25 protein-coding genes are annotated in these 26,958 nt (G+C 70.2%); 16 read left to right on the plus strand and 9 right to left on the minus strand.

The genetic code is table 11. The annotated features are described in order from the left end of the window. The coding region (locus GWK61_RS32890; RefSeq protein WP_194915582.1) for a pentapeptide repeat-containing protein at positions 1-197 on the plus strand (197 nt) is incomplete at its 5' end. On the opposite strand, the gene GWK61_RS32895 is transcribed toward GWK61_RS32890, so the two are convergent. From GWK61_RS32895 to GWK61_RS32910, 4 genes are all read right to left on the minus strand, one after another. Beyond that, positions 176-454 carry a dihydrofolate reductase family protein gene (locus tag GWK61_RS32895; protein WP_194915583.1) on the minus strand — a complete coding sequence of 93 codons (279 nt, stop codon included), beginning with the start codon at positions 452-454 and terminating at the stop codon, positions 176-178. The two genes, GWK61_RS32890 and GWK61_RS32895, sit on opposite strands and share 22 nt — an antisense overlap. A gap of 18 nt (positions 455-472) precedes the next feature. Continuing rightward, complete coding sequence (locus GWK61_RS32900; RefSeq protein WP_194915584.1) at positions 473-772, minus strand: dihydrofolate reductase family protein; 300 nt, start codon at positions 770-772, stop codon at positions 473-475. Between the two features lie 679 nt (positions 773-1,451). Continuing rightward, positions 1,452-3,284, minus strand: coding sequence for a glycoside hydrolase domain-containing protein (locus tag GWK61_RS32905; protein ID WP_194915585.1), 1,833 nt, complete (start codon positions 3,282-3,284; stop codon positions 1,452-1,454). A 161-nt stretch (positions 3,285-3,445) separates the two neighbouring features. Next, entirely contained in the window at positions 3,446-5,461 is a 2,016-nt protein-coding gene (locus GWK61_RS32910) for a cell wall-binding repeat-containing protein (RefSeq protein WP_194915586.1), read from the minus strand. Between the two features lie 212 nt (positions 5,462-5,673). Here GWK61_RS32910 and GWK61_RS32915 point away from each other — a divergent pair, with 212 nt between their 5' ends. Then, positions 5,674-8,076: an HAD-IC family P-type ATPase gene (locus tag GWK61_RS32915; protein ID WP_194915587.1), complete on the plus strand. Its 2,403-nt coding sequence runs from the start codon at positions 5,674-5,676 to the stop codon at positions 8,074-8,076. A 29-nt stretch (positions 8,077-8,105) separates the two neighbouring features. Here the strand turns inward: GWK61_RS32915 and GWK61_RS32920 are convergent, their stop codons facing one another. Beyond that, the gene (locus GWK61_RS32920) at positions 8,106-8,714 is read right to left on the minus strand and encodes an MTB12 C-terminal domain-containing protein (protein WP_194915588.1); all 609 of its coding nucleotides are present in this window, start codon (positions 8,712-8,714) and stop codon (positions 8,106-8,108) included. Between the two features lie 120 nt (positions 8,715-8,834). Between GWK61_RS32920 and GWK61_RS32925 the strand changes: the two genes are divergently transcribed. The 6 genes from GWK61_RS32925 to GWK61_RS32950 are packed head-to-tail and all read left to right on the plus strand — an operon-like array spanning position 8,835 to position 13,797. Next, positions 8,835-9,176, plus strand: a complete 342-nt coding sequence (locus GWK61_RS32925) for a hypothetical protein (protein WP_194915589.1) — start codon at positions 8,835-8,837, stop codon at positions 9,174-9,176. Between the two features lie 7 nt (positions 9,177-9,183). After that, positions 9,184-11,097: a branched-chain amino acid ABC transporter permease gene (locus GWK61_RS32930; RefSeq protein ID WP_194915590.1), complete on the plus strand. Its 1,914-nt coding sequence runs from the start codon at positions 9,184-9,186 to the stop codon at positions 11,095-11,097. Further along, positions 11,094-11,969 (plus strand): ABC transporter ATP-binding protein, encoded by an 876-nt coding sequence (locus tag GWK61_RS32935; protein WP_228563333.1) that lies wholly within the window; start codon positions 11,094-11,096, stop codon positions 11,967-11,969. The genes GWK61_RS32930 and GWK61_RS32935 overlap by 4 nt, the downstream gene beginning before the upstream one ends. 1 nt (position 11,970) lies before the next feature. Beyond that, on the plus strand, positions 11,971-12,633 hold the full coding sequence (locus GWK61_RS32940; RefSeq protein WP_194915591.1) for an ABC transporter ATP-binding protein: 663 nt from the start codon (positions 11,971-11,973) through the stop codon (positions 12,631-12,633). Positions 12,634-12,635: 2 nt separating this feature from the next. Further along, the gene (locus GWK61_RS32945; RefSeq protein WP_194915592.1) at positions 12,636-13,046 is read left to right on the plus strand and encodes a thioredoxin family protein; all 411 of its coding nucleotides are present in this window, start codon (positions 12,636-12,638) and stop codon (positions 13,044-13,046) included. 25 nt (positions 13,047-13,071) lie between these two features. Beyond that, positions 13,072-13,797 (plus strand): Uma2 family endonuclease, encoded by a 726-nt coding sequence (locus tag GWK61_RS32950; protein WP_194915593.1) that lies wholly within the window; start codon positions 13,072-13,074, stop codon positions 13,795-13,797. A 6-nt stretch (positions 13,798-13,803) separates the two neighbouring features. On the opposite strand, the gene GWK61_RS32955 is transcribed toward GWK61_RS32950, so the two are convergent. Continuing rightward, on the minus strand, positions 13,804-14,238 hold the full coding sequence (locus tag GWK61_RS32955) for an SseB family protein (protein ID WP_438939794.1): 435 nt from the start codon (positions 14,236-14,238) through the stop codon (positions 13,804-13,806). 167 nt (positions 14,239-14,405) lie between these two features. Here GWK61_RS32955 and GWK61_RS32960 point away from each other — a divergent pair, with 167 nt between their 5' ends. The 6 genes from GWK61_RS32960 (at position 14,406) to GWK61_RS32985 (ending at position 21,981) form a co-directional block, all read left to right on the plus strand. After that, entirely contained in the window at positions 14,406-16,235 is a 1,830-nt protein-coding gene (locus tag GWK61_RS32960) for an acyl-CoA dehydrogenase (protein ID WP_194915595.1), read from the plus strand. 42 nt (positions 16,236-16,277) lie between these two features. Next, complete coding sequence (locus GWK61_RS32965) at positions 16,278-17,006, plus strand: class E sortase (RefSeq protein WP_194915596.1); 729 nt, start codon at positions 16,278-16,280, stop codon at positions 17,004-17,006. An 89-nt stretch (positions 17,007-17,095) separates the two neighbouring features. Then, positions 17,096-17,890: a hypothetical protein gene (locus GWK61_RS32970; protein WP_194915597.1), complete on the plus strand. Its 795-nt coding sequence runs from the start codon at positions 17,096-17,098 to the stop codon at positions 17,888-17,890. Positions 17,891-18,182: 292 nt separating this feature from the next. Beyond that, entirely contained in the window at positions 18,183-19,796 is a 1,614-nt protein-coding gene (locus tag GWK61_RS32975; protein ID WP_194915598.1) for a hypothetical protein, read from the plus strand. Between the two features lie 92 nt (positions 19,797-19,888). Beyond that, the gene (locus GWK61_RS32980) at positions 19,889-20,983 is read left to right on the plus strand and encodes a hypothetical protein (protein ID WP_194915599.1); all 1,095 of its coding nucleotides are present in this window, start codon (positions 19,889-19,891) and stop codon (positions 20,981-20,983) included. Beyond that, on the plus strand, positions 20,983-21,981 hold the full coding sequence (locus GWK61_RS32985) for a hypothetical protein (protein WP_194915600.1): 999 nt from the start codon (positions 20,983-20,985) through the stop codon (positions 21,979-21,981). Before GWK61_RS32980 ends, GWK61_RS32985 begins: the two co-directional genes overlap by 1 nt. Positions 21,982-22,048: 67 nt before the next feature. Here the strand turns inward: GWK61_RS32985 and GWK61_RS32990 are convergent, their stop codons facing one another. Both GWK61_RS32990 and GWK61_RS32995 read right to left on the minus strand, forming a co-directional pair. Next, positions 22,049-22,948, minus strand: coding sequence for a fructosamine kinase family protein (locus tag GWK61_RS32990; RefSeq protein ID WP_194915601.1), 900 nt, complete (start codon positions 22,946-22,948; stop codon positions 22,049-22,051). 75 nt (positions 22,949-23,023) lie between these two features. Then, a complete protein-coding gene (locus tag GWK61_RS32995; RefSeq protein WP_194915602.1) occupies positions 23,024-23,422 on the minus strand; it encodes a phage holin family protein in 399 nt (132 codons plus the stop codon). A gap of 392 nt (positions 23,423-23,814) precedes the next feature. Here GWK61_RS32995 and GWK61_RS33000 point away from each other — a divergent pair, with 392 nt between their 5' ends. Beyond that, entirely contained in the window at positions 23,815-24,429 is a 615-nt protein-coding gene (locus tag GWK61_RS33000) for a MarR family winged helix-turn-helix transcriptional regulator (RefSeq protein ID WP_228563334.1), read from the plus strand. Between the two features lie 411 nt (positions 24,430-24,840). Next, a complete protein-coding gene (locus GWK61_RS33005) occupies positions 24,841-25,065 on the plus strand; it encodes a DUF5326 family protein (RefSeq protein WP_194915604.1) in 225 nt (74 codons plus the stop codon). 325 nt (positions 25,066-25,390) lie between these two features. Here GWK61_RS33005 and GWK61_RS33010 read toward each other — a convergent pair. Continuing rightward, positions 25,391-26,958 (minus strand): flotillin family protein (locus GWK61_RS33010; RefSeq protein WP_228563335.1); only part of this gene is annotated, 1,568 nt, incomplete at its 5' end.

Consider the following 26,958-nt stretch of genomic DNA (forward strand, 5'->3'; position numbering starts at 1 on the left):
GGGCCGGGGACGGTGCTCGGGACAGGGCCGGAGATGGAGAAGGTCGGGCCCGGTGTGGTCGCCGGAGCCCAGCCCGTTTCGGAGGCGCCCGCTTTGGAGGAGCTTGCTTCCGGGGCGCCCATTTCTGGGGCGCCTGCTTTGGAGGAGCCTGCTTCAGGCGCGCCGGCTTCCGAGGTCAGTGCTTGACCACGCGGTAGCCGAGGTGCGTCACGCCGTTTCCGGGTCGTACTGAGGTCTGCTCCAGTTCGTAGGGCGTGGCCTTGAGGTTGTCGAAGAACCGCGTGCCCTCGCCGAGCATCGCGGCGACCAGGTCGACGGTGAGCTCGTCGAGCAGCCCCTCGTTCAGGGCTTGCTGGGTCAGGTCGGCACTGCCGATGACCACGGTCTGGCCGCCGCCGAGTTCCAGGCCCTTGGCGATCGCCGTTGAGATGCCGCCCTCGGTGACGAAGTGCACCGAGGAGCCCTCGCGCGGTCAGCCCTCAGGGACGCGGTGGGTCAGCACCACGACCGGTACACCGAGCGGATGCAGGCCGTTCCAGCCCCCGGCCGCGTCGAAGGACCGGCGGCCGTAGAGGATGGCACCGAGCGAGGACTTGGCGTCCTCCAAGCCCTCGGCCTCCTGAGCGTCGGTCTTAAATTCCCAGTCCTGATCGCCGACGGTCTCGGTGACAACATCGCCGCGGCTGTACCAGCCGAAGAGGGTGTCCACACCGTCGGTGGGGTGGTTGACGAAGCCGTCGAGGGACATGGACATGTTGGCGGTGACGGTCATTTTCGCGCTCCTTGCTGGGTGTGTGGGGCTGCTTCCAGCAAGGCGTCGAACGGGGTGGGTCGGATTCGACATGGGCCGCTCGTTGGTTGGCGCTACTGCTTTGTGGGTGAGTGGGTGAGTGGGTGAGTGCTGGCGGCTGGCGGCCGGCGGTTTTCGCGTGCAAGATCGCGCGTCGGTCCGAGTCACTGCGCATGCGTTTGGTCTGGCGGGTGGCGGCCGCGTTTGGTGGGCACCTTGAGGCCTCTGGCGGGCCTCCTCGACGAGGGGGCGACCCGCGCGTCTGGCTGTTTGCCGGCGGTCCGCGACTGTTCGGCTTTCTATCCGCTGTTGCCTGCGTCGCGTTGTTAGGTGGCGGTGCTGCTTGTGGTCGCCGAGGTTCTGGGTCCCTCGCCGCGTCATCGCCGTAAACGGAACCAGCCCGGTTTGGCGGAATCAAGCCGGATCGCTGTTGCTGTGGTCCGGTTGCGCCCGGCTTGACACCGCCAAACCGGGCAGGTTGGCTGCGCCCGCTGACGCGGCGAGGGACCCAGAACCAAACCCCCGCATGGTCCGGTCGGACCCACGAACCACATGGTCGGCCACGCTCACCCGTCACCGGCCGAGGTTCCTGCCATGCCGCGCAGGTCAGGCCTGCCGCTTTTCCGCGGCAGGCCTGACCCATGGCTATCCGGCGCAGTCCCTACTTGATCGTCACCGAGTCCCACTGCCCCGGGTAGCTGAACGTGTTCCCCAGCGCCGTGGCCGCGGCTGGCGAGATTGCCGCCGTTCCGCCGACCAGTGTCGCGGTGGTGATCGGGTTGTTCTTCGCGCCGAGGTAGTAGGCCGTCGGTGCTGGCAGGGTCTTGGGGTCGGTCAGCAGGAGGGGGACGCCGCGGTGGGCTGCCATCGCGCCGCCGGAGAGGGCGTCTGGCCAGTTGGCGCCGGAGGCTACGACCACTGATGTGGGCAGGTAGGCGAAGCGGGCGGCGACTGCTGCTGCGGTGCCGTAGCGGTCCTCGCCGAACAGGGGGGTGAAGTTCACCCAGTTGGTCCAGGACGGGAAGGCGGTGTGTACCGCGGCTACGGCCTTGCCGCCGATGCCGTACATCTTTGTGCTGTTCGGGTTCAGGCCGGCCAGGTAGTCCTTGGTCGCCGGGGGGAGGGTCGCGCCGTTGCTGAGGACGACCACCGCGCCGTTGTGCGAGACGTCGCCGGGTTGCGGGGTCGGTGCGCCGGGGGTCGGGGTCTGGGCGGCGATGCCGAGGGCGCCGGCGGTGGCGCCGGCGGCCAGGGCGTCGGGGAAGTCGACGCCGGTGGCGATCAGGACGCTGGAGGGTGCTCCGGTCTGGGAGATGGTGCGGGCGATGTTCACGGCGGTTCCGAAGCGGTCGCCGCCGGCGACGCGGTGGGGCACGAAGCCGTTGGCGCTGATCGCGTGCTCCACCGCCGGGGACAGGGCCTGCGTGCCGCCGAGCAGGTACACCGTCGAGCCTGGGACCAGGATCCGGTGCAGCTCGTTCATGGTGGCCGGGTTCATCGCCTTGGAGCCGGTGAGCAGGAGGGGGCCGTCGGCCTGCGCGGCCAGTGCTGAGCCGCCGAGGGCGTCGGCGAAGGTGTCGTCGCGGCTGAGGACCGCGGACTTGGCCTGGTCGCGGCCTGCGTTGCCGCAGCCGTGGCAGTCGAAGGTGCGCACGCTGGCCAGGACCGCGGTCAGGTCGCGGTCGTAGCCGGCCAGCCGCTCGACGGTGGCGCGGCTGGCCTGGCCGACGTCGAACCAGTCGGTGTCGATGTTGATCGTGACGCCGCCGTAGGTCTCGTCGTGCCCGCCCAGCGTCTGGTGCACGCGCTGGTGGTTCGCCCACTGCGAGGCCTGCACGTTGGGATCGGCGGTGGTGTTCGTGTTGTTCCACGCGGCGATGTCGAGGACGTCGGGGGAGCTGGCGCCGTAGGCCGCCGACTGGTCCTTGATCCCGGTGCTGGAGCTGGAGTACCAGCCGGAGCGGAAGCCGTTGCGGTGCAGTTCCTGCGTCCAGCCCTGCGAGTAGGAGATGACCAGCTGCGTGTAGCCGGCGTCGTAGTTCTCCATGTCGTTGTAGATGACTGAGGCGGGCGGGAAGTTCAGGCCGCGGGCCAGGTTCGCCGCGTCGTCGGCCTCGGAGGAGCCGAGCTGGAACGCGGTGGTCGGGGTGAGGGTCGTGAAGTCGCTCTGAGTGGTGCCCTTCGCGTCCTTGTACTCGGCCTGGCTCCCGACGTAGAGCGGCAGGAAGCGCCAGCCGTTCGCGGCCTGGCGGCCGACCCAGTCCTTGGTCAGGTTCGCAGTGTTCTGCGGCTTGCAGCCCGGCGCGTAGCGCAGTCCCCCGAGATAGATCCCGATGGCGCGGTACGGCGACGACTGCAACCAGGTGTCCATCGAGGCGTTGTCCGGGGCCCAGCAGGGGTCGAAGCCGGCGCCGGAGTAGACCGTGCTCGGCACCGCCTCCGGCGTCGGTGGGCTCGCGGTCGCGCTGAGCAGCCAGGTGGCGAGCCCGGCCATGGCCAGAGCGGTCGCACAGACCGCTGCCGTGACCCGCTTGGGCCACCGATGGAACAACGCTGACACCTAACCCACACCCCGCCCTTTGTTTCCCTGAAGCAGACGGCGCGGGCTCGGACGAGCCCGCGCCGTCTGCTTCACTTGCTCCGGCCGCTCGGGCCTCAGACCGTCGGGTTCGACGGGTAGTCCACTCCGCCGCTCCCGGCGATCAGTCCGCCCACTACCTTGTCGACGCTTCCGGGGACCGCGACGTTTCCACCGAAGATCTCGGCCCGGTTGAACTGGCCGTTGTCCTGGCCCAGCCACTGCGCGGCCCCGCCCGGCACCCCGCTCTTCGGATTGACCAGGAGCAGCGGACCGTTCTCGGTGCCCATCTCGGCGCCGCCGGACAGGGCGTCGGCCCAGTTCGTCCCGGTGGCCAGACCGACCGCGTTGGCCGACCCGAAGAAGTACCGCGCGACGAAGTACGAGGTCTCGTACCGGTCCAGGCCGGACAGGCCCAGGAACGAGCCGGCCTGGTAGCCGGCCGGGATCCAGTGCGACCCCAGCGCGGTCGTGGCCTGCCCGCCGATGCTGTCCAGCTCGATGAAGTTCGCCGGCTTCGAGCGGTCCGAGTTCAGATTGGTGCGGGCCAGCAACGGGGCCAGGTAGTCGGTGGTCGCCTGCGGCATCACCTTGTCGTTCGTGAGCAGCACGACCGCGTTCTTGCCCTGGTGCGCGTTGATCGCGCCGGCCGCGGCGCCGGCGGACAGCGGGTCGGCGAAGCCCTCGCCGGTGGCCACCAGGACGTAGTCCGGGGTGACGCCCGGACCGGTGATGGTGTTCGCGATCGCCACCGCGGTCGAGAAGCGGTCCTGGCCGGCGACCCGCTGCACGTGGTAGTTCAGCGCGGTCAGCGCGTTCGCCACGGCCGGGGACAGCGCCTGGACGCCGCCGAGCACGTACACGGTCTTGGCGCCGTCGCCGGGGCCCAGCACGCGCTGGACCTCCGCCTTCACCGCCGAATCCAGGCCGGAGGTCCCGGTCAGCAGCAGCGGGCCGCCGACCTTCGCGGCCAGCGCCGAGCCGCCGAGCGCGTCGGCGAACTGGTCGGAGCGGCTGAGCACGACCGCCTTGGCCGCCACGCCCTGGGAGCTCTTGGCGCCCGCGGTGGCCCAGTGCGACTGGGAGACCTTGATGGCCGTGCCCAGGCGGTCGGCGCCGGCGATGCGCTCAACGTGGTCGCGGACCGTCGGCTGGAAGGCCGGCAGGCCGATGACCTTGGTGCCCGGGACGACCTCGGTGTAGGCGGCGCTCTTGGCGGCCGCGGCCGGGACCGACATGGTGTCGACGTCCTTGCCGGTGCTGTCCAGGGCTTGGAACACCAGACCGGAGCCGTCCGGGGTCCACACCGGGTTCTCGAAGCCGCCGCCGTTGGTCACCTGGTTCAGGGTGGCGGCCGGGTTGGCGAGGGCCACTGTGTAGATGTTGTTGCCTGCCGGGCTTGCCGTCGCGGCGACGAAGGCCACGTGCGTGCCGTCCGCCGAGATCGACGGGTCCCAGCCGGCGGCGATCAGGACCGGCGTCGAGGCCGCCTGCGACCGGTCCCACAGGTAGATCTGCGAGGGCTTATTGGGGGTGTTGACCTGGTAGACCAGCAGCGAGCCGACCGCGTCCGGGTGCAGCAGGTCGCTGCCGGTCAGGGTCTGCAGGTTCTGGACGGCCGGGACGCCGCCGTCGCCCGCGATGCCGTTGCCCTGGGCCCACTTCAGGATGGCGTTGCCGGCGCCCGGGGCCTTCTCCGACCACACGACCTTCGACCCGCCGTCGATCCACGTCGGGTGGCTGCGGATGGTCCCGTTGGGCGGGACGGGCGCGATCATCTGCGCCGCGCCGCCGGGCACGCCGGCCATGATCGCGCCGGTGGTGGTGTCCACCCACGCGGCCCGCGCGCCGGTCGGGGCCCACGCGAGGTCCCGCATCTGCGGGGCGAACCCCAGCCCGTACTTGGTCCCGGTGACGGCGGCGACGTGGGTCGGCGCCGAGGAGTTGCCGCCGGAGAACGTGAGGGTCGCGGTACCGCTCGGGCTCGGCGTGGTGGCGTTCGCCGCCGGGGCGATGAGTCCGGCCGCCGCGGCCACGGAGGTGGCTATCGTCGCGGTCAGCGCCAGCGGCCGGCGCAAAACAGAGTCAGACATGAATTGGCTCCTTGGCCTGTCGTCAGCGCGGCGCTGCGCCCGGCGTAGGGGCCGCATCGGCGAATGCGCGGGCATGCCGCGGTGACGAGGTTAGGCCACACGAGCGAATGCGGTCCCTGATCCGGGACCGGTACGTAGGCGAATTCATATTTACGCCCCGGACAGATTCTCCGATTTGCGGCCAACCGTGGGTTCGGGTTGTGATGGGACGCATGACGCATCCTGGGACAGCTGTGACCGAGCCGCTTGCGGGGCTCACTTCGGCCCAGGTCGAGCAGCACGTCGCGGCCGGCGAGGTGAACGACGTCCCGTCGAAGACCTCGCGCTCGATGTCCGAGATCGTGCGTTCGAACGTCTTCACGCCGTTCAACGCGATCATCGGCACGCTGTTCGTGATCGAGCTGTCCGTCGGGCCGATCCAGGACGCGTTGTTCGGGTTCGTCATCGTCGCCAACTCCGCGATCGGCATCCTGCAGGAGTGGCGCGCCAAGCAGACCCTGGACTCGCTGGCGGTGGTCGGCGAGGCGCGGCCCCGGGTTCTGCGCGACGGCGCGGAGCAGGAGATCGAGGCCTCGCGGATCGTGCTCGGCGACGTGATCGTGCTCGGCCCGGGCGATCGCGTGGTGGTGGACGGCACGGTGGCGCGCGCCGACGCCCTGGAGGTCGACGAGTCGCTGCTCACCGGCGAGTCCGACCCGGTGCTCAAGCGCAGTGGCGACCCGGTGATGTCCGGCTCCTTCGTGGCCGCCGGCTCCGGGGCGTTCGAGGCCACCAAGGTCGGACACCAGGCCTACGCCGCCAAGCTGGCCGAGGAGGCGCAGAAGTTCACCCTGGTCGACTCCGAGCTGCGCAGCGGCATCAACAACATCCTGAAGTACATGACCCTGCTGATGGTCCCGGCCGGGATCCTGCAGGTGGTGACCCAGCTGAACCGGTCCGGCGGGGTCCGCTCCGGGATCAGCCGCACCATCGCCGGGCTGGTGCCGATGGTCCCGGAGGGCCTGGTGCTGCTGACCTCGGTGGCGTTCGCGGTCGGGGTGATCCGGCTGGGCCAGAAGAACTGCCTGGTGCAGGAGCTGCCGGCGATCGAGGGGCTGGCGCGGGTGGACACCGTGTGCCTGGACAAGACCGGGACGCTGACCGAGGGCGGGATGGCCTTCGACGCGATCGAGGAGCTGCCTGCTAATGCTGGCGCGGCCGGCGTGTCCGGAGTATCAGGCGCCGACGTGCCGACCGTCCTGGCCGCCCTCGGCGCGGCCGAGGAACGTCCGAACGCGACGATGCAGGCGGTCATGGAGCAGTTCCCGGGACCGGCGGCCGGCTGGACCGCCACGCAGATCGCGCCGTTCTCCTCGGCCCGCAAGTGGTCCGGCGTCACCTTCGCCGACGGCAAGGGCACCTGGCTGCTCGGCGCGCCGGACGTCCTGGGCCGCGGCACCCCGGCCGCCGACCAGGCGGAGAAGCTCGGCGCCACCGGCCTTCGGGTCCTGATGCTGGCCCGCGCCGAGGGCCCGGTGGACGCCGTGGTCGAGGGCTCGATCACCCCGGTCGCGCTGATCACGCTGCGCCAGCGGGTCCGCTCCGACGCCCGCTCCACGCTGGAGTACTTCGAGAAGCAGAGCGTCGCGCTGAAGGTGATCTCCGGCGACAACGCGGTGTCGGTCGGCGCGGTCGCGGCCTCGCTGAAGCTGCCCGGCGCGACCGATCCAATGGACGCCCGCACGCTGCCCGAGGGCGACGCCGCCGCGTTCGCCGAGGACGTCGCCGAGCACACCGTCTTCGGCCGGGTCACCCCGCAGCAGAAGCGCGAGATGGTCAAGGCGCTCCAGTCGCGGGGGCACACCGTGGCCATGACCGGCGACGGGGTCAACGACGTGCTGGCCCTGAAGGACGCCGACATCGGCGTGGCGATGGGCTCCGGCGCCGGGGCCACCAAGGCGGTCGCGCAGATCGTGCTGCTGGACGACCGCTTCGCCACCCTGCCGGAGGTGGTCGCCGAGGGCCGCCGGGTGATCGGCAACATCGAGCGGGTCGCCAACCTGTTCCTGGTGAAGTCGGTCTACTCGTTCGTGCTGGTGATCCTGGTCGGCATCTTTCAGCTCGAATACCCCTTCCTGCCCCGGCACACCACGCTGATCGCCGCGCTGACCATCGGGATCCCGGCGTTCTTCCTGGCGCTGGCGCCGAACTACGAGCGCGCCAAGCCCGGCTTCGTGCCCCGGGTGCTGCGGTTCGCGATCCCGGCCGGCCTGGTCGCCGGGATCGAGGTGTTCGTCGCGTACTGGGTGGCGCGCAACGAGACGGACGCGCTCGGGGAGGCTCAGACCACTGCGATGATCTCGCTGTTCGCGTGCAGCCTGTACATCGTGCAGATGGTGGCGCGGCCGATCGTCTGGTGGAAGGTCGTGCTGATCGCGTCGATGGCCGGCTTGTTCGTGCTCTGTGTCGCGGTGCCGTACGGCCGCCACTTCTTCGATCTGCACTTCGGGCCGTGGTACCAGTGGACGACCGGTCTGGCCATCGCCGCGGTCGCGTGCGTCGCGCTGGAGGTGCTGTGGCGCTATCTGAGCGCGCACAGCAAGAGTGCGGCGACGGAGCCTGCCGAAGCCGGCTAGCCGCCGCCACCCGTCTGTCACACCTTGCCTCAGCTACAGCCTGCGGCCTTCAGCGCCGTCGGGTTGACCCCCGGGGTGATGCCGGCCAGCTGGCACAGCGTGGAGTCCGCGACCTGCCAGTGGCCCGACGCCGAGTCGTAGATCGCGTCGCCGGTGGCGTGCGGCAGCGCGGGCTGTCCGTTGAGCAGGATCGCGAAGTCGACCTTGGCGTGCGTGGCACTGTCGAACGTCACGGTGTTCACCTGGATCGAGGACTTCTCACCGCTGGCCGCCGCGGCCAGCGCCGTGAGCAGCGCCTGCACCTTAGCGGCGTTCTGCACCATCGACCCCTTGGTCGCGGCGTCGATGCTGTTGTCGAAGAACTTGTTGTACGAGTCCTTCACCTGCTGGGTGGCGCCCGCGACGTCGGCGGGCTGGCCGCCGGCCGCGGAGCTGGACGAGCTGGACGAGCTGCTGGAACTGGAACTGCTGGATCCGCCCGCGGCGGAACTGGAGCTGGAACTGCTCGAACCTCCGGTGGAGGTGCTGCTACCGCTCGCCGACGGCGAGGACTTGCTGGAGGAACAGCCGGCGGCGAGGAGTGCCGCGACGGCCAGGGTTGCGCCGGTACGAACGAGCGATGTGCGTCGAGATGTCACGGAGGATCACGCTCCTGAAGAGTATTCCCGGCCTCTTCCACCTGACATACCATCATCTCCAGTAAGGGTCCACAGACACACCCGCCTCATTGATTGTCGACGGAGGAAGGTGTCCCACCTATGACCCGCCTCGATGATCTTGACCGGCGGACGCGCATGGCGCTCGGCGGGGCCGTCGGCTTCGTCGGGATCCTGCTGTTGGTCCTCGGCTGGTACCTGATATCCGGCGAGGCGATCGCCGCGAAACAACTGCCGTATCTGGCCTCTGCTTCGATACCCGGCGCGGTGTTGGTGGTCTGCGGATTCGTCCTCGCGGTGTCCGGAACCACGGACCCTGACACAGCTCGTCGGATCGCCGAACTGCACGCGCTGCTGACCGAGGCCGTGGACGACGGCGCGGCCGGGGCCGCCGGAGCAGTCGGCGCCGCTCGGATTTCCGGGACTTCCGGGGCCGAGGAGTAGGCCCGCGATGTTCTACGCCGGTCTCGCGCTGAACGGACTGGCGATCGGGTGCGTGGCGGCGCTGGCCGCGGTGGGGCTGCTGGCCACGTATCGGGTGACCGGCGTGTTCAACATCGCCTTCGGATCCACCGCGGTGTTCTGCGCCTACGTCATGTGGCAGTGCGTGCGGGTGTGGCGGATGCCGGTGGCCGTGGCCGCCCTGCTGGTGCTGGGGATCGTCGCCCCGGGCGTCGGGCTGGTGTTGGAGCGGCTGGTGTACCGGCCGTTGCGGCGCAGCGGCGCGTCCGGTCTGCTGGTGGCGACGCTCGGGGTGCTGGTGCTCCAGCTCGGACTGGTTTTCCTCGTGTGGGGCGGGCGTTCGTACGTTGACGCGCCGTCGTTGCTGCCGGCCGGATCGGTGCGGCTGCCGGGCTCGCTGATGCTCCCCTACGCGACCATCGTCGAACTCTGCGTCGTCGCGCTGATCGCCGTGCTGCTGACATTTCTGCTGCGCGCCACCCGGGTCGGGCTGATGGTGCGGGCCGTGGTGGACGACCGCGACCTGGCCGCCGCTCTGGTGCCCGCCGACCGGCTCGCCGCCGGGGGCTGGGCCTTCGGCTCGTTCCTGGCCGGCGTCGCGGGGGTGCTGTGGGCGCCGATCTACCACCTGGACCCGTACAGCCTGACGCTGACCGTGCTGGAGACGATGGGCGTCGCGGTGTTGGCCCGGCTGACGTCGCTGCCGGTGGCGGTGCTGGCGGCGCTGGCGATCGGGATCGGGCAGACCGAGCTGACCGCGGTGCATCCGCCGGTGCGCTGGCAGGGGCTGGTGGACGCGTTCCACACGAACCTGTTCGTGCTGGTGCTCTTCGCGGCGCTGATGGTGGTGCCCCGGCTGGGGATCCGGGACTCGGGGCCGGTCGGCGGGGGACTGCACCGGGTCGGCGCGCGCCGGACTTCGAACCCTGATGCGATCAGCCGGCTGCCGCTGGGAGCGCTGTCGTTGGTGCTGGCGCTGCCGTTGTTCTTCGACCCGGCCGATCTGCGGGCGTCGCTGGCGGTGCCGGCGCTCGCGGTGGTGTTCGTCTCGCTGGTGGTCGCGACCGGGTACGCGGGCCAGATCTCGTTGGGACAGGCCGGGTACGCCGGACTCGGGGCGCTGTTCATGGCCAAGCTGGCCGGGGCCGGGGTGCCGTGGTTGCTGGCGCTGTTCCTCGGGCCGTTGCTGGTGGTGCCGTTGGGCTGGCTCACCGGATACCCCGCGATCCACCGACGAGGCCTCTACCTCGCGCTGACCACCTTCGCCACGGCGGCCGTGGTGGCGCGGTTCGTGTTCGCGCAGCCGGTGTTCGTCGGCGGGCTGGTGGTATCCCGTCCTCCGGGCTTCACCGACGACCACTGGTTCTACGTCCTCGAACTGGCCTGCCTGCTGCTCGCCCTGTTGCTGGTCCGCTCGCTGCACACCGGCCCGATGGGGCGCGCGCTGGTGGCGTTGCGGGACTCGGAGGCGGCGGCCGTCTCCGCGGGCATCGACGTGCGGCGCATGAAGGTGTTCGTGTTCGCCTGCGCAGCCGGACTGGCCGGGCTCGGCGGCGCGCTGACGACCTCCGCCGCGCAGGCGTTCAACCCCACGGACTTCGACCCGGTGCAGGGCCTGGTGTGGTTCGCCGCGGTCGCGGTGTGGGGCGTGGACTCGGCGCTGGGCGCGGTGGTCGGGGCCGCGGCGCTGGTGGCGGTGGACGTCGGGACCGTGGTGGGGGTGTCGGGGCTGCTGATCGGCATCGGGGCGGTGCTGCTCGGGCGCTCCCCGGGCGGGATCGGCGCGGCGGTGCGGCGTGCGGGGGACTGGCTGGCGCGGCCGCGGGAGCGTGTGGTGAGCCGGCGGCTCAGCCCGGCGGGGCGCGCGGTGGCGGCACGGGTGCGGGAGCGGCGGGCGTCATGAGCGGTTTCATGGGCGCCGGGCTGGAGATCAGGGGACTGAGGCGGCGGTTCGGCGGCGTGACGGCGGTCGACGACGCGGACCTGGACGTGCCCGCCGGCGCGGTGACGGCGCTGATCGGGCCGAACGGGGCCGGGAAGACGACGCTGTTGCACTGCGTCACCGGCTTGGACACGGCGGATTCTGGAACGGTGACGCTGGTCGGCGATCGCGGTTCGCAGGCTGCTGCTTTCCATGGCTTGTCAGATCCCGGCAGCGATCCGGGCTCGGCGGGCGACCCGGCATCGTCGACCGCGCCCGATCCCCTCCCTCGTTTGATTCTCAGTGGTCTGCCACCCCGTTCCCGAGCCCGCGCCGGCGTCGCCTGGACCTTCCAGCGCATCGAGCTGTTCGCCGGCCTCACCGTCGCCGAGAACATCCGGGTCGGCGCCGAGAACCGCCGCGGCCGTCCCCTGCTGGCGGGGCTACTCGGCCTGCCCGACCCCCGCCGCAAGGCCCTGGAGGCCACCACCGCCGCCGTCCTCGACCGCCTCGGCCTCACCGCGCTCGCCGACGTCCCCGCCGGCTCGCTCCCCACCGGCACCATGCGCCTGGTCGAGGTCGGCCGCGCGCTCGCCGCCGAACCCGCCGCGCTGCTGCTCGACGAGCCCGCGTCGGGCCTCGACGACCACCAGATCGTCCGCCTCGCCGAGGTGCTGCGCGCGCTCGCCGCCGACGGCCTCGCGATCCTGCTCGTGGAGCACGACATGCGCTTCGTCACGGCCGTCGCCGACCGCGCGTACCTCATGGTCGCCGGGCGCGTGCTGCTCTCCGGCAGTCCCGCCGAGGTCTTCGCCTCCGATGTGGCGCGCGAGATCTACGTCGGTGAGTCCTGACATGCTCACGCTCGACGCACTTCGCGTCCGCTACGGCCCGTTGGAGGCGTTGCACGGCGTCAGCCTCACGGTCGTGCAGGGTGAGGTGACTGCGGTCCTGGGGCGCAACGGCTCTGGCAAGTCCACGCTTCTGCGCGCGGTCGCCGGCTACCTGCGTGCTTCCTCCGGCCAGATCCGCTGGCAGGGCTCTGACATCACCCGCGCGACCATCGGCCGCCGCGCCGCCGCCGGCGTGATGCTGATCCCCGACGAGGGCGGCGTGTTCCGCACCTTGACCGTGCGCGAGAACCTGGACCTGTTCGCCGCGGGCCGGGACCTCACCCCGGCCCTCGAAGCGTTTCCCGACCTCAGCACCCTGTCACGTCGCCGCGTCGCGCTCCTATCCGGCGGCGAACAGCAGATGCTCGCCCTCTCCCGCGCGCTCCTGACGCCCTGGCAGCTGCTCCTGGTCGACGAGCTCTCGCACGGCCTGGCCCCGGTCCTGGCGACCCGCCTCTACGACGTTCTGGCAGCCCTGGCCGCGGCCCACCCCGAGCGCGCCGTCGTCCTCGCCGAACCCCACCCCCGCGAAGCCCTCGCCCTCGCCGACCGCGTCCACGTCCTGCGCCGCGGCGAACTGGCCGCGACGGGTTCCCCCACCGACTTCGACCCGGCTACCTTGTGACCATGGACGCGCCCACGGAGCTGTTCGACCCCGCCCGCGACCCCCGAGCCGACCTCGCCGAAGCCCGCAGAGCCGCCGCCGCCGACGGCAAGGACATCCTGCTGGCCCTCGGCGCCCGCTGGTGCCCGGACTGCACCACCTTCGAAGACTGGACCCGCGACCCCGAGGTGGCGGAACTCCTGGCGCACAAGTACCACCTGGTCACCGTCAGCGTCGGCACCGCCCGAGGCCAACGCGACCAGAACAGCGACATCGACGCCGACTTCAACCACCCCATCGCCGGCGGCATACCGTCCCTGTCGGTCCTCAACCCCGAGGGCAAGATCCGCTTCGACTCCGCCGATGGCGAGTTCGCCCGCGCCCGGAAGATGAAGCCGGCGGACCTGCTGGACTTCCTGAAATACGGACGCTGACAATCAGATTAGGCCGAACAGGTGATTGAACGACGATCGCCTGCGAAGCTGCCCGGTCACCTCGATCCTTGAGGTATCGAAGCGCCACCGGGAAGCAGGCCTCATGATCGCGACACATACCGCCCAACTCGCCGTCGAGCTGCCGGACTCGCCGTACCGGATGTGGATCGACGGTACTCTCGACGACCATCTCCCCTTGCCGGAGATCTATCGCGCCGAGATCATCGGCGGCCGCATCGTGCTCTCGCGCGCCGAGCCGTTCCGGCACGCCTGGATCGTGACAAGAATCATCGGCGCTGTCTCTTCCTCGTCCCACCTTGAGGTGGTGGCGCACACCGGTCTCGATCTCGCGGATATTCAGGATGCTTACATCCCCGATCTGGTTCTGCTCGATCGCGAACACGCAGACCGGCTGGCGCGGCAGGGTGTTCCATACCTTCGCCCGGCTGATGTCCCGGTGGTCGTCGAGATCACTTCGAAGACCAGCGCCCGACACGACCGTGTGCGGCCCGTGTCCGTCGATGGCGCATGCTCCGGCGGCAAAGCGATGGGTTACGCCCGCTGCGCCGTCCCGTTCTACCTGGTCGTCGACTGTGACCCGGAGGTGGCGAGCATCATGCTCTACTCGCAGCCCGATTCCGCGGCGGGTACCTACCTGGGCGTCGTCACCCGCCCACTCGGCGAGCCCATCCAGCTTCCCGACCTCATCGGCCTCACCATCCCGACCGACCAGTGGCGCACCTGGACCTAGCGTCCCTCACGCCCCATACAACCGCTGCATCGCATAAGCCGTCATCTGCTCGATCGCCTTCGCGTCGAACACGATCCGGTGCTCCCCCTCGATGTCCAGCACGATCCCGTACCCCGTGGGCAGCAGGTCCAGCACCTCGCCGCCGGTCACGGTGAAGTACCGCGACTCCTCGCCCGAGTAGGCCCGCAGCTCCGTGAGCGAGCTGAACATCGGGATCACCGGTTCCGGGGTGTCGTGCAGCGCCAGGAAGCCCGGCTGCTCGCCGCGCGGGCAGTAGATCTTCGCGCTGTTGAACACCGTGTAGAAGTCCTCCGGGCCCATCACGCCGCCGGCGAACGCTCGGATGGCGTCGCTCAGGGCGGCGTTGGCCACCTGGGACGGCGGGGGCTCCTGGGGATAGCCGTACACGTCATGAGAGCCTACCCGGCGCTTCGGGGGCAGTGCACCGCGCCCGCGTGATCCACCTCACCGGTCCGGGTGGCGAATCGGGCGGGGTGCGGGCTTGCCACTAGTTACCAGTGGGTAGCATCCTGGGGAGAGCATATTACTCACCAGTACGACCGGAACGTAAACCCTGAGCCGGTCCGGGACAGCGGGAGCCTACGGCGATGAGCCACTACAAGTCGAACCTGCGCGACATCGAGTTCAACCTCTTCGAGGTGTTCGGGCGCGGCGAGGTGTACGGGACCGGCGAGTACGCCGACATGGACGTCGACACCGCCAAGTCGATCCTGGCCGAGGTCGAGCGGCTGGCCGTGGACGAGTTGGCGCCGAGCCTGCTCGACTCCGACCGCAACCCGCCGATCTTCTACCCGGACACCAACTCGGCCACCCTGCCGGAGAGCTTCAAGCGCTCCTACAAGCAGTTCATGGACGCCGAGTGGTGGCGCCTGGGCCTGCCGGTCGAGCTCGGCGGCACCCCGACCCCGCGGACCCTGCGCTGGTCGGTGGCCGAACTGGTGCTGGGCGCGAACCCGGCGATCTGGATGTACTCCTCCGGCGCCGACTTCGCCACCGTGGTCTGGAACCTGGGCACCGAGGAGCAGCGCAAGGTCGCGCGCTGCATGGTCGAGGGCCAGTGGGGCTCCACCATGGTGCTCACCGAGCCGGACGCCGGCTCCGACGTGGGCGCCGGCCGCACCAAGGCGGTCCAGCAGGCCGACGGCACCTGGCACATCGACGGCGTGAAGCGGTTCATCACCTCCGGCGAGCACGACCTCAGCGACAACATCATCCACCTGGTGCTGGCCCGCCCCGAGGGCGCCGGCCCCGGCACCAAGGGCCTGTCGCTGTTCATCGTCCCGAAGTTCGACTTCGACTGGGAGACCGGGGAGCTCGGCGAGCGCAACGGCGCCTTCGTCACCAACGTCGAGCACAAGATGGGCCTGAAGGCCTCCACCACCTGCGAGGTCACCTTCGGCCAGGCCGGCGTCCCGGCCAGGGGCTGGCTGCTCGGCGAGGTGCACGACGGCATCGCGCAGATGTTCAACATCATCGAGTTCGCGCGCATGATGGTCGGCACCAAGGCCATCTCCACGCTGTCCACCGGCTACCTGAACGCGCTGGAGTACGCCAAGGAGCGCGTGCAGGGCGCGGACCTGACCACCCCGGGCAAGGACGCCCCGCGCGTGACCATCACGCACCACGCCGACGTGCGCCGCTCGCTGATGACGCAGAAGTCCTACGTCGAGGGCATGCGCTCCCTGGTGCTCTACACCGCGACCTTCCAGGACGCGATCGAGCAGGCCCGCGCCGCCGGCACCGAGGACGAGGCCGCGGTGCGCATGAACGACCTGCTGCTGCCGATCGTCAAGGGCTACGGCTCGGAGAAGTCCTACGAGCAGCTGGCGCAGGCGCTGCAGATCTTCGGCGGCTCCGGCTTCCTGCAGGAGTACCCGCTGGAGCAGTACATCCGCGACGCCAAGATCGACTCGCTCTACGAGGGCACCACCGCGATCCAGTCGCTGGACCTGTTCTTCCGCAAGGTCGTCAGGGACGGCGGCGTCGCGCTCACCGGCCTGAACGAGCAGATCTCCGCGTTCCTGGCCGGCGACCCGGGCGGCGAGGAGCTGGCCCGCGAGCGCCGGCTGCTGGCCGTCGCGCAGGGCGAGGTCGGCGCGATGCTCAAGGCGATGCTGGACAAGGCCGGCGAGTCGCTGTCGGACCCGCGGCAGCTGCACATCGTCGCGCAGAACACCGTGCGCTTCCTGTTCGCGCTCGGCGACGTGGTCGTCTCCTGGCTGCTGCTGCGCGGCGCCACCGTCGCCCAGGCAGCGCTGGCCGACGGCGCGGCCGGCCGGGACGTGCCGTTCTACACCGGCAAGATCGCGGCGGCGAAGTTCTTCGCCCGCAACACCCTGCCGCTGCTGGCCGGGCAGCGCGCGATCGTCGAGGCGACCGACAACTCGCTGATGGACGTGCCGGAGGAGGCCTTCTAAGCCTCTTCGTATTTCACGGAGTCGCCCCTACTCTGCGCCACTATGGCGAGGGTAGGGGCGATTCTGCGTATCGCGGTGAGAACGGTCGGCGAGGTGCTGGTCACCTTCTCGGCGCTGCTGGCGCTGTTCATTGTGTATCAGCTCTATTACACGAACGTGGTGGGCCGGCGGGATATGGCGAACGAAGTGAACGCCATGCATCGGCAGTGGACGGCCACGGCCACGGCCACGGCGCCGGTCCGCCCGGCCGCCCCGGTGCCCCACGGCGAGTCCGCCCCAGTGGTGGCCCCGCCTCCGGCCCCGGTGCTGCGCGACGGCGACAATGTCGCGATCCTGCACATCCCGCGCCTGGGCTCCGGTGTGGACGACACCGGCATCCCGGTCCTTGAAGGCGTCGGGCTGGACATCCTGAACAAGGCCACCGGCCACTATCCGGGCACCGCGCCGCCCGGCGAGGTCGGCAACTTCGCGGTGGCCGGCCACCGCAAGACGCACGGCGAGCCGTTCCGCCACCTCGACGAGATGCGCGCCGGCGACCTGGTCTACGTGGAGACCGCGCAGGCCTGGTACACCTACCGGATCGACGCCGACCCGGTGATCGTCCAGCCCACCGATCTCGCGGTGGTGGACCCGGTACCGGGCGAGCCCGGGGTCCGGCCGACGCAGGATCTCATCACCCTGACGACCTGCAATCCCTGGTGGTCCTCCACACAGCGGATGATCGTGACCGGCCATCTGATCGCCACCCGGCCTCGCGCCCAAGGTTCCTGACGATCCGTCAGATGACTATTGACACTCCATCAGATTCCTCCATCAATGGCTAGGCAGTTCGATCTGTCGTTCGATGTCAGGAGGCATCCATGGGTCGTCACCACGAGCACAGAAAACGCGTCACCGGCCGGGTCGCAGCCGTGGGAGGCGCCGTCACGGTCGTCGCTGCGGCGCTGACGGTGTTCGCGCCGAGCGCCAGCGCGGACACCGTGAGCGTCGGTTACGGGAGCTGTACCAGCAGCAACTCGGCGCTGTCCGCGCCGCCGCCGAACTACACCTCGCAGGTGACGCTGAAGACTCAGAGTTCTTCGTTCCAGGTGGGCAAGCCGATCACCCTCACCTGGCACTATTCGATCTCCACCGCCCCCGGGCCGGCCGGCATCCCGATAGCGAACGTGGCCACCGCGAAGGCGAAGATCGTCGTCGGCGGCGCGGCGAGCTCGACGATCACCGCGGGGCCGTCGGCCACCTTCCCGTCGGCCGTCGTCCTGCCCGGGAAGACGTTTCAGATCCCTGACATGACCGCGACGTTCACGGCCAAAGCGCCCGGGACCTACACGTTCACGCCCGGCGACAACGAGCAGGACATCGCGGTGCCGGCCTTGGTCGTCGGGTGTACGGCCGCTGCGGCCGGGTCCGCGCTGTCGATCACGGTGACTCCGGCGACCGGCGGTGACACCGCGAGCTCGTCATCGAGCCCTTCGACGACTTCGGCTGCCAGTAGCAGCAGCGCGGCGTCGGACAGCTCGTCGACGTCGTCCACCGGCGTCCTGCCGCACACCGGCTTCGACGGCCGCTGGCTGGCCGGCGCGGTGGTGCTGGCGGCCGCGCTCGGCGGCACGAGCCTGTACGCCACGCGCCGGCGGCGCGGGAGTCACGGCTGAACTGTCGGCCCTGGCACCGAAAAGCCTGGCACCGAAAAGCCCTGATTCACGCGCAATCCGCGGCCTCCCTCGGCCCGACGTTCGAACGTGCGTATTGACTTCGCATCCGAGCTGACCGTGAATATCTGACGCTCCATCAGAACCGGTGTACGACAACCCACCCCTGCGGGCCGCCGGCCCGTGGGTTTGTCACCCCCTCACAGAAGAGAGGGCACCACCAGTGAGACAAGGGTTCGGATCAAGACACAGGACAAGACCCGGCCGGGCGATAGCCCTGGCCGGCACCCTCGCCGTGGCCCTGGCCACCGCGACGGCCCTGGCGCCGATCGCCGCGGCCGGAACCACGACCGTGAACTTCGGCAGCTGCACCAGCAGCAACCCGGCGCTCGCGGCACCGCCGCCGAACTACAGCAGCCAGGTGACGCTGACGCCCTCGGCGAGTTCCGTCGCCGTCGGGTCGCCGGTCACCATCACCTGGCACTACTCGCTGTCGACGGCTCCCTCGCCCGGTATCCCGATCGCCGACGCGGCCACCGCGAAGGCGCAGATCCTGGTCGGCGGAGCGGCCAGCAGCACCCTGACGGCCGGGCCCTCGGCGGCGTTCCCGCCGGCGCCGGTCGCCACCGGCGGGACGTTCCAGATCCCGGACTTCACCGCCACCTTCACCCCGACGACGGCCGGCACGTACACATTCACGCCCGGGAACAACGAGCAAGACATAGCGCAGTTCGGCCTCGTCATCCAGTGCACGGCCAGCGGCGCGAGTGCGGCGGCCACGGTCACCGCGACCAACGCCTCGGCCTCCGTGGGCAGCGCTTACGTGCGGCCCGGCGGGACGGTGAGCTTCACCGGGGCCGGCTGGATCGCCGGGGAGACGGTCACTCCGTCGTTCACCGACAGCGCGGGCGCCGCGACCCCGGGAACGGCGATAACCGTCCCGGCAGGCGGTGCGATCTCCGGTTCCCTCGGGGTTCCCGCGGCGGCCGCCACCGGGGCCGGCTCGCTGGTCCTGACCGGCAGCACCAGCGGTGCGGTCCCGACCGCGGTGACCGTGCTGGGCGCGCCGACGCTGAGCGCGTCGCCGTCGTCCGGCGGTCCGGGCACCGTCGTCGGCCTGTCCGGCGGCAACTGGGATCCCGGCGCGACCGTGGCGGTCAGCGGGGTGGACGCGTCCAACAACCCCGTCGGCAGCCCCGCGACGCTGACCGCGGACTCCTCCGGGCACCTGTCCGGCAACTACACCGTCCCCAGCACCGCGATCGCCGCCATCGGCGCCGCGGAACTGGTCGGCGGCGCGCCGAGCACGACCCTGCGCGCGGCCGCGGCGTTCACCTTCGCCGGCAACTCCTGCTCCGCTGACGCGGCCGGCGCGGCCGTCTCCGCCACCGGAACGTGTTCGGTACCGCAGAGCGCGAACGTGGCCGTCACCGGCGGGCCGTTGCAGATGACGGAGAACACCGGCGCGGTGGCCTTCCCGGGCGTGACCCTGGACGGCACCGTGCACACCCAGGCCGGATCGCTCCAGCAGGTCGACGTCCAGGACTTCCGCGGCACCACCAACGGATGGGTCCTGAACGCCACGATGTCGAACCTGGCGCTCACCGGCGGGCCGTACGCCAACAGCGGCGCCGCGCCGATCCCGGCGGGCAACGTGTCGGTCGGCGGCCTGAAGTGCGCCGGCAACCCGGCCGGGACAACGCCGTACCCGTCGACCCCGACGGCCGGCTCCGGCGGCGCGCTGAGCACCACCACGGCGGTCACGCTGTGCGCGCAGGCGGCGGGCGGGACCAACCCGCCGACCGTCACCGGCGGCGACTTCCTGGTCAACGGTGGGCTGAGTCTGACGGTCCCTGCGTACCTCCTGCAGGGCACCTACACAGGCACGGTCACCATCACCTTGCAGTGATGCGAGCGGCTTCCGGTGGGGCGAGGTCCATTCGCCCCACCGGAAGCCACAGCCATGAGTACCACACCGGCCGACTTGCCGAGGAGATCGCTGTGGAGAGCACTGTGGAGAGCTCTGTAGAGAGTTCTGGAGAGAATGCGGTGGTCGGTCGCAGTGCGCCTACCCGCGTGGCGGCAGTGCTCTTGGCCGTCGCGCTCCTTGTCGGCGTCTCCATCGCCTTCGGGAGCGGAAGCGCCAGGGCGGACAGCGGCTCCTGGTCGGTACAGCCCGCGCCGAAGCCGGGATCGCCGGCCGGCGCGCGCCAGTACTTCATCCTGGAGGGCCGGCCGGGCAGCACTCTGCAGGACGGTCTCGCGGTGTCCAACTACACCGACCACCCGATCACCTACTACGTGTACGGCGCAGACGGCTACAACACCCCGAAGGACGGCCAGTTCGCGCTGCGGGACCACGGGTACCCGATGACCGGCGTCGGTTCGTGGGTGCGCACCGCGTTCCCCACGATCACCGTTCCGGCGCGTACCTCCACTGTCGTGCCGATCTCTATAGCGATTCCTCAGAGCGCCTCCCCCGGAGATCACGTAGGTGGTGTTTCCGGCATGGACACCGCTGTGGAGAGCGTGCAGCAGCAGGGCAACGTCCGGGTCGGCATCAAGCGGGTCGTCGCCGCGCGGCTCTATGTACATGTCGACGGTCCCGCACTCGGCGGTCTGACGGTCACCAACCTGAAAGTCTCCGGATCCGCACCTTTCCCGGCCTATGTGAGTGACAGTGACGGGACGGTTACTGCAACGGTCACTAATAGCGGCAACTTGCTGGAGTCCCCGAAAGCGCATCTCCATGGGACGGGAATCTTCGGGACGCTGATAGACCGGACGGTTCAGCTTCCGCAGATCCTGCCGGGACAGACCGTCGATTTCTCACAGGTGTGGAAGAACATCCCGCCCTTTGAGATCGGAACTCTGCATCTCGATGTCACCGACCAGTCCGCTTCTCCGCCGGTGACATCGACGGCTGCGGTCTCAGTGACCCTGATTCCCTGGTTCACGCTGCTGGTCGTCGTGCTCGTGGCGCTGGTGCTGTTGGTGGCGCTGTGGTTCTGGCGGCGGCGTCGGAGCCCCCTGCCGCTCCGGCCCCGGCCCCGGCCCCGGCGCGAGCCCGAGCCGTCGAAGGCTGCGGCGCCCTGATGCGCAGGCTGGTCGCGTCCGCCGCGGCGATCTTGCTGGCGGTCGGCTTCACGACGTCTGCCGCGTCTGTCTCGTCCGCTGCCTCGTCCCCCGCGCACGCCACCGCCGCCGACGGCCCCGCCCTGGTGCTGTCCAAGACCACGGCGAAGCTGGGGGAGTACATCAGCGTGACCGGCAGCGGGTTCCCGACAGGGGCTCGGCTCCAGGTGGAGATATGTGGCATCGGGGGAACGTCGAACTCCTGCGCCATCGCGGCCGCGGTGATCGCGACGACAGACGCCGCCGGCGGGTTCCACCAGACGCTGCCGGTGGTGGAGCCGCCGACCCCGTGCCCCTGCACGGTGCACGCGGCGCCCTTCGACGGCGCCGCCGCCGACCCGGTGGACGCCCCGATCAGCATCCCCGGCCTGCGCCATCTGCCGCAGGCGGCGCCGCCCCAGGTCGGTACGGCGCAGCTGATGGACGCCACGGCCGTCGGCGACTCGCCGTTCCTGGCCCAGCTCGGGGCGGACGGCTCGGCGCAGGTCACGGTGACCCTCGCCAACCTCGGCGGCGGACCGGCCCCGGACCCCGGTGTGGTGCTGACCCTGTCGCGCGGCGCCAAGCAGGTCGGCCGCTATCCCGTCGCCTGGACCGGCGGCGACCTGGCCGTCGGCGGTCGCCGGACGCTGACCTGCGAGCTGGCCCTGCCCGGCGGCTGGTTCCGCGACTACGAGATCGGAGTCGCGATCGGCGCGCCCGGGCAACCGGTCACCGTCCGTACCCTGTCAGCCGCCGTACGGCCCTGGGGCGAGCTCGTGGCGCCTTCCGCGCTCGTTCTGGGGGTGCTGTGCCTTCTGGCGGTCCGCAGGCGCGGTGCGGCCGTCCCAGAGCCCTTCCCGGGGCCGTCGCCGGTGGAACCGACGGCTCCGATGACTCTGACGACGGTGCTCCCGACGCCAGAGCTCGAAAACGCGACGGCTGAGACGCCTGAGATTCCTGAGAACGAATCCCCGTAGCTCCCGTAGCTCCCGTAGCTCCCGAAGCTCCCGGAGGTCGCGATGCCGGCCATCGCGGGGGCGTGCCTCAGCGCAGCCGCTCGGCCAACTCCCGCGCCACGGACGCCGCGCGGACCCCGTAGTCGGACCCGTACAGCGCCGCGTGGACCAGCAGCGGGTGCAGCTGGTGCAGCGGCACCCGCTCCTGCCAGCCGTCGGCCAGCGGGTGCACCTCGTCGTAGGACGCGATGATCCGGTCCAGATACGGGGGCGGGAACAGCGCCAGCATCGCCAGGTCGGTCTCGCGGTGGCCGCCGTGCGCCGCCGGGTCGATGAACCAGCCCTCGCCCCGGCCGTCCCACAGGATGTTGCCGCTCCAGGCGTCGCCGTGGATCCGCGAGGGCCGCTCCTCCTCACCGGCTAGGAAGTCGATGCGGGTGCAGACCTCCTCGATCACCTGTGCGCCCTCGGCGTCCAGGTGGCCGCGGTCGCGAGCCAGGCGGACGTAGGGGAGTACCCGGCGCTCGGCGTAGAAGGTGGCCCAGTCCTCGTCGCCGCCGTTGTCCAGCGGCAGGACCGCGATGTAGCCGGGCCACTCGGCGCCGAAGCCGTGCGCGCCGCGGGCGTGCAGGGAGGCCAGCCGGCGGCCGAACTCCTCGGCGCCGTCGGGGGTCGGCCGGCCCGGGGCGATCCACGAGGTGACCAGGATGTCCTCGGCCACGCCCAGCACCTCGGGGACCCGCACGCCGCCGGAGGCGCCGTCCTCGCCGACCGCCTCGCGCAGCCAGCGCAGACCCGCGGCCTCGGCGTCGAAGTAGCCGGGCCCGGCCACCTTCGCGGCGTGGTCCAGGGTCTTCACGAACGCCGCGCCGCCGCTGAAGAACTGTATGCGGTACGTCTTCCCGAAAGAACCGCCTCCGACGGCGGCCACGCCGAGCACGGCCCTGTTCAGCAGGGCGGCCACGCGGTCCGCGACAGTACTCGCCATATGGCGATCGTAGCCGCAGGTGAGCCCCTTGGACGTAGCCCGCCACCACCGTTTCCGCCCGGCTCGGGCGGTTTCTCAGCGCTTGACGTCGTCCGGGAGCATCGCGTGCAGGGCGATGGAGACCACGCTGATGACGAGTGCGCCGATCAGCGCCGATCCCAGGCCGTCCACGTGGAACCGCACGTCGTAGTGCTCGCAGATCTTCGAGGTGAGCAACAGCATGAGCGCGTTGATCACGAAGGTGATCAGTCCCAGGGTCAGGATGAACAACCCGAAAGTGGCGATCTGCACCAGTGGTTTCACCAGGGTGTTCACAGCGGCGAAGATGACCGCCACGATGAGTACCGTGAGCACCTTCTCCTTGGTGGCGTTCTGGGCGTTGGGGTCGACCACGATCTTCACGCCGGACACCACCAGCGTGGTGACCCACAGGGCGACACCGTTGATACCGATCTTCAGCAGCAGCTTCTTCACCGCGGCATGCTCGCACGCTCCCATATCGGGAGTCGAGGGCTTGACACGGAGCCGTTCTTCATCAAGAACAGAACATGAAAGCCACATCGTCCGGACCCGTTCGGACACCCTCCGCGTTCCTTGATGCGCTCACTGTGGCGTAAGAGGACTTCGAGGGGACTCGCGGGGCTTGCCGAGGTCACAGCTTTCTAAGAAATCGACCGCCGGTGCTCCACACATTCCCGTGTACCCGTACTCTGGCAAGCAGACGGTGACTGGATTCCGTCATCGTCCACTGATGTCGCCTGATCGGCGGATGCAGAAGGCTGGTTTCACGCCTGGCTATCAGGGTCGGTATCCCACGAACGGCCCTGAATTGGTTCATGAAGGGTTTTGCCGGATATGCTCACACCATGACTGCGGTGGAACAGCGGCTCGGCCACAAGGTCAAGAGCCTCGAACAGGAACTCAGCGGGGCCAAGGACGCCGTGCTTCGGCCGATGGGCGTGACGGTCCCCCAGTACACGGCCCTGCTCGTCATCAATGACGAGCCCGGCATCAGTGGAGCGGAGTTGGCCCGGCGATGCCTGGTCACCCCCCAGACCATGACCACGGTCCTGGGCAACCTGACCCTCAAGGGGTACATCGAGCGCCGCTCGGTGCCCGGCCAGGGTCGTGCCATGGAGACCACGATCACCACTGCCGGCAAGCGGATCCTGGCCAGGGCCGACAAGGAGGTGCTGGCTGTAGAGAAGACGCTGGCCGGCACCATGGCCGTCAAGGACCAGGCGACGTTCGCCAAGCTGCTGGACCAGGCGCGTGCCCCCTTCACCAAGGAGGAGGCCGCCCCGAAGCCGGTGAAGCGGGCGGTGCGGACCACGGCGAAGAAGACGGCGAAGAAGGCTCCCGCCAAGAAGACCGCTGCGGCCAAGGCCGCTCCGGCCAAGAAGGCAGTGGCCAAGAAGACCGTGAAGAAGGCGGCCGCGAAGAAGACCGCCAAGAAGACGGCCAAGAAGACCGCGCGCTGAGCCACCCGGCTCACCCGCGGCGACAATCGGCAAGATCCCTGCTAGTAGGGCCCGGCGCGCAGGCGCCGGGCCCGAAGGATTGCAGGGGTCTTTTTTCGTGCCCGAAGGCGTGGGACACCCGCCGCGCGGGCACGCACATCAGTGCACTGTTCGCACATCAGCACATTGAGCCACTCCGGCCCCGGGTATCTCAACATCCTCAAAAGCACTTCGCGCAACTTCCGCCCCACCCGCAACTTCCGCCCCACGGCCTTCCGATCTTGGTCCCGGCGGGGCGATCCCGCTACGAAGGTCGCTTGCCAACGCGACATATCGCGTGGTTACCTGGGAACTAGAAGCGTGGGCCACGACGTTGAGTGGTACAGGACCTTCGGTTCCGACAGAGAAACGACAAGACAAGGTGGGGTCGCAATGCCCTTCTGGCTCAAGTGGATCGCACTACCGATCGCGGGCATCGTGGTCAGTTTCTGGATCATCAGCGCGATCGTGGGCTTCATCCTGCACGGCATCGTGACCCTGGTCATCGCCGCCGCCGTGGTCGGCGCGCTGTACTGGGGATACCACAAGGTCATGATGGAGATTCCGGCCTACCGCCGGAAGAAGCTGCGGGACAAGCAGCGCAAGGGCCTGTACTAGGAGACCCGGCCGGCGCGCCCGGCGCGTCTGCCGCGACCCGTGTCGCCCGTGTCGCCCGTGATGGCCCGCGTGGCCCGTGATGGCCCGCGTGGCCCGTGTGACGGACGTGACGAACGTTCTCCACGGTATCGGTGGGGCCGACGGAACTGGTGAGACCCGCATACGCGGGTCTCACTGGCGTTCCTTCCCCCTGGCAGGGCTTTTATTCCCCTGATGTTCCCGGTTCTGGCGGTGGTGCGTCCGGCGTCCGGCCCTGGCGAACCAGAGCACTGCGACGGGCCCGGCGGATGTGAATCCGCCGGGCCCGCCCCCGTTGCGCGCCGCGCTACTCCGCGCGGGTCTGTGTGGCCCCGACGGCCTCGGCGGTCTCGCCGGTTTCGTCAGTCTCGGCGGTCTCGGTGATTTCGGTGATCTCGGTGATCTCGACCGTCTCCTTCCGGACCGGCTTCTTCGCCACGGCGACCTTCCCGTTCTGGTCGCCCATCGTGGCCAGCATCTGGCGCGCCAGGCCGAGGCCGGTGCCGCCCATCGTCAGGGCCTTGCCGAAGACGTCGGTGACGCCGTCGGCGCCGTTGAGCAGCACCATGTGCTCGACGTTCTCGAAGGACTTGGCGCCCGCCTCGACCACCAGCGGCAGCTGCGCGACCAGCTGCTGGTTGATGACCGCGTCCTGGTGCTCGGCCAGCGCCTCGCCGCGGGCCTTGATCGCCTCGGCCTCGGCCAGGCCCAGGGCCTTGGCGGCGTCGGCCTCGGCCAGACCGCGGGCCCGGACCGCCTCGGCGTTCGCCGCGCCCTCGGCCTTGCGGGCGTCCGCGTTCGCCAGACCCTCGGCCCGGCGGGACTCGGCGTCGGCCAGACCGCGGGCCTGACGGGCTTCGGCCTCGGCCAGACCCTCGGCCTTGCGGGCTTCGGCATCGGCCAGACCGCGGGCCCGGCGCGCTGCGGCGTCGGCGAGCGCCTGCGCCTGTGCGGCGTCCGCGGACGCCTGGCCCAGCGCGCGCTTGGCCTGCGCCTCCGCCTCGGCCGCCGCCTTCACGCGGTGCGCCTCGGCCAGCGCTCGCAGCTCGGTCTCCTTGGCCTCCGCCTCGGCCTCGTGGATCTTCGCCTCGCGCTCGCCCTGGGCCAGCGTGACGGTCTCGTAGGCCTTGGCGTCCGCGGGCTTGCGGACCTCGACCTGCAGCTGCTGCTCCTTGCGCTGCGCCTCCAGCTCGGCGACGCGGGTCTCCTGCACCACGACGTCCTGCCGGGCCCGGGCGTCGGCCAGCGGCCCGGCCTGCCGCGCGCGGGCCTGCGCCTCCTCGACCTCGGCCTGGTAGCCGGCCTGCTGGATGCTGGCCTTGCGCATCGCCTCGGCCTTGCGGGCGTTGGCCTCCGCCTCGGCCTCGGTGGCGCTCTGGTCGGCGGCGGCCTGCGCGATGCGGGCGTCCCGGCTGACCGCCGCGGCGTGCGGCGCGGCCAGGGCCTTGATATACCCGGTCGGGTCGTCGATCTCCTGGATCTGCAGCGAGTCGATGATCAGGCCGAGCTTCTCCATCTCGGTGCCGCTGGTGGCGCGGGTCTGCTCGGTGAGCCGCTCGCGCTCCCGGATCATCTCCTCGACGGTCAGGTTGCCGACGATGGAGCGCAGATGCCCGGCGAAGATGTTGTGGACGCGGACCCCCATCTGCGCCTGCTGGTCCAGGAACCGCCGCGCGGCGTTGGCGATCGAGGCGTGGTCGTCCCCGACCTTGAAGATCACCACCCCCTTGACGTGCAACGGGATCCCCTGCCGGGTGACGCACTCGACTTCCAGCCCGGACTCGTTCAGGTCCAGCGACAGCCGCCGCACCACCTGCACGCCCGGCAGCACGAAGCTGCCGCCCCCGGTGACGATGCGAAAGCCCAGCCCGTCCC

It is taken from the genome of Catenulispora rubra, from assembly GCF_015356825.1.
GTDB lineage: Bacteria > Actinomycetota > Actinomycetes > Streptomycetales > Catenulisporaceae > Catenulispora > Catenulispora rubra.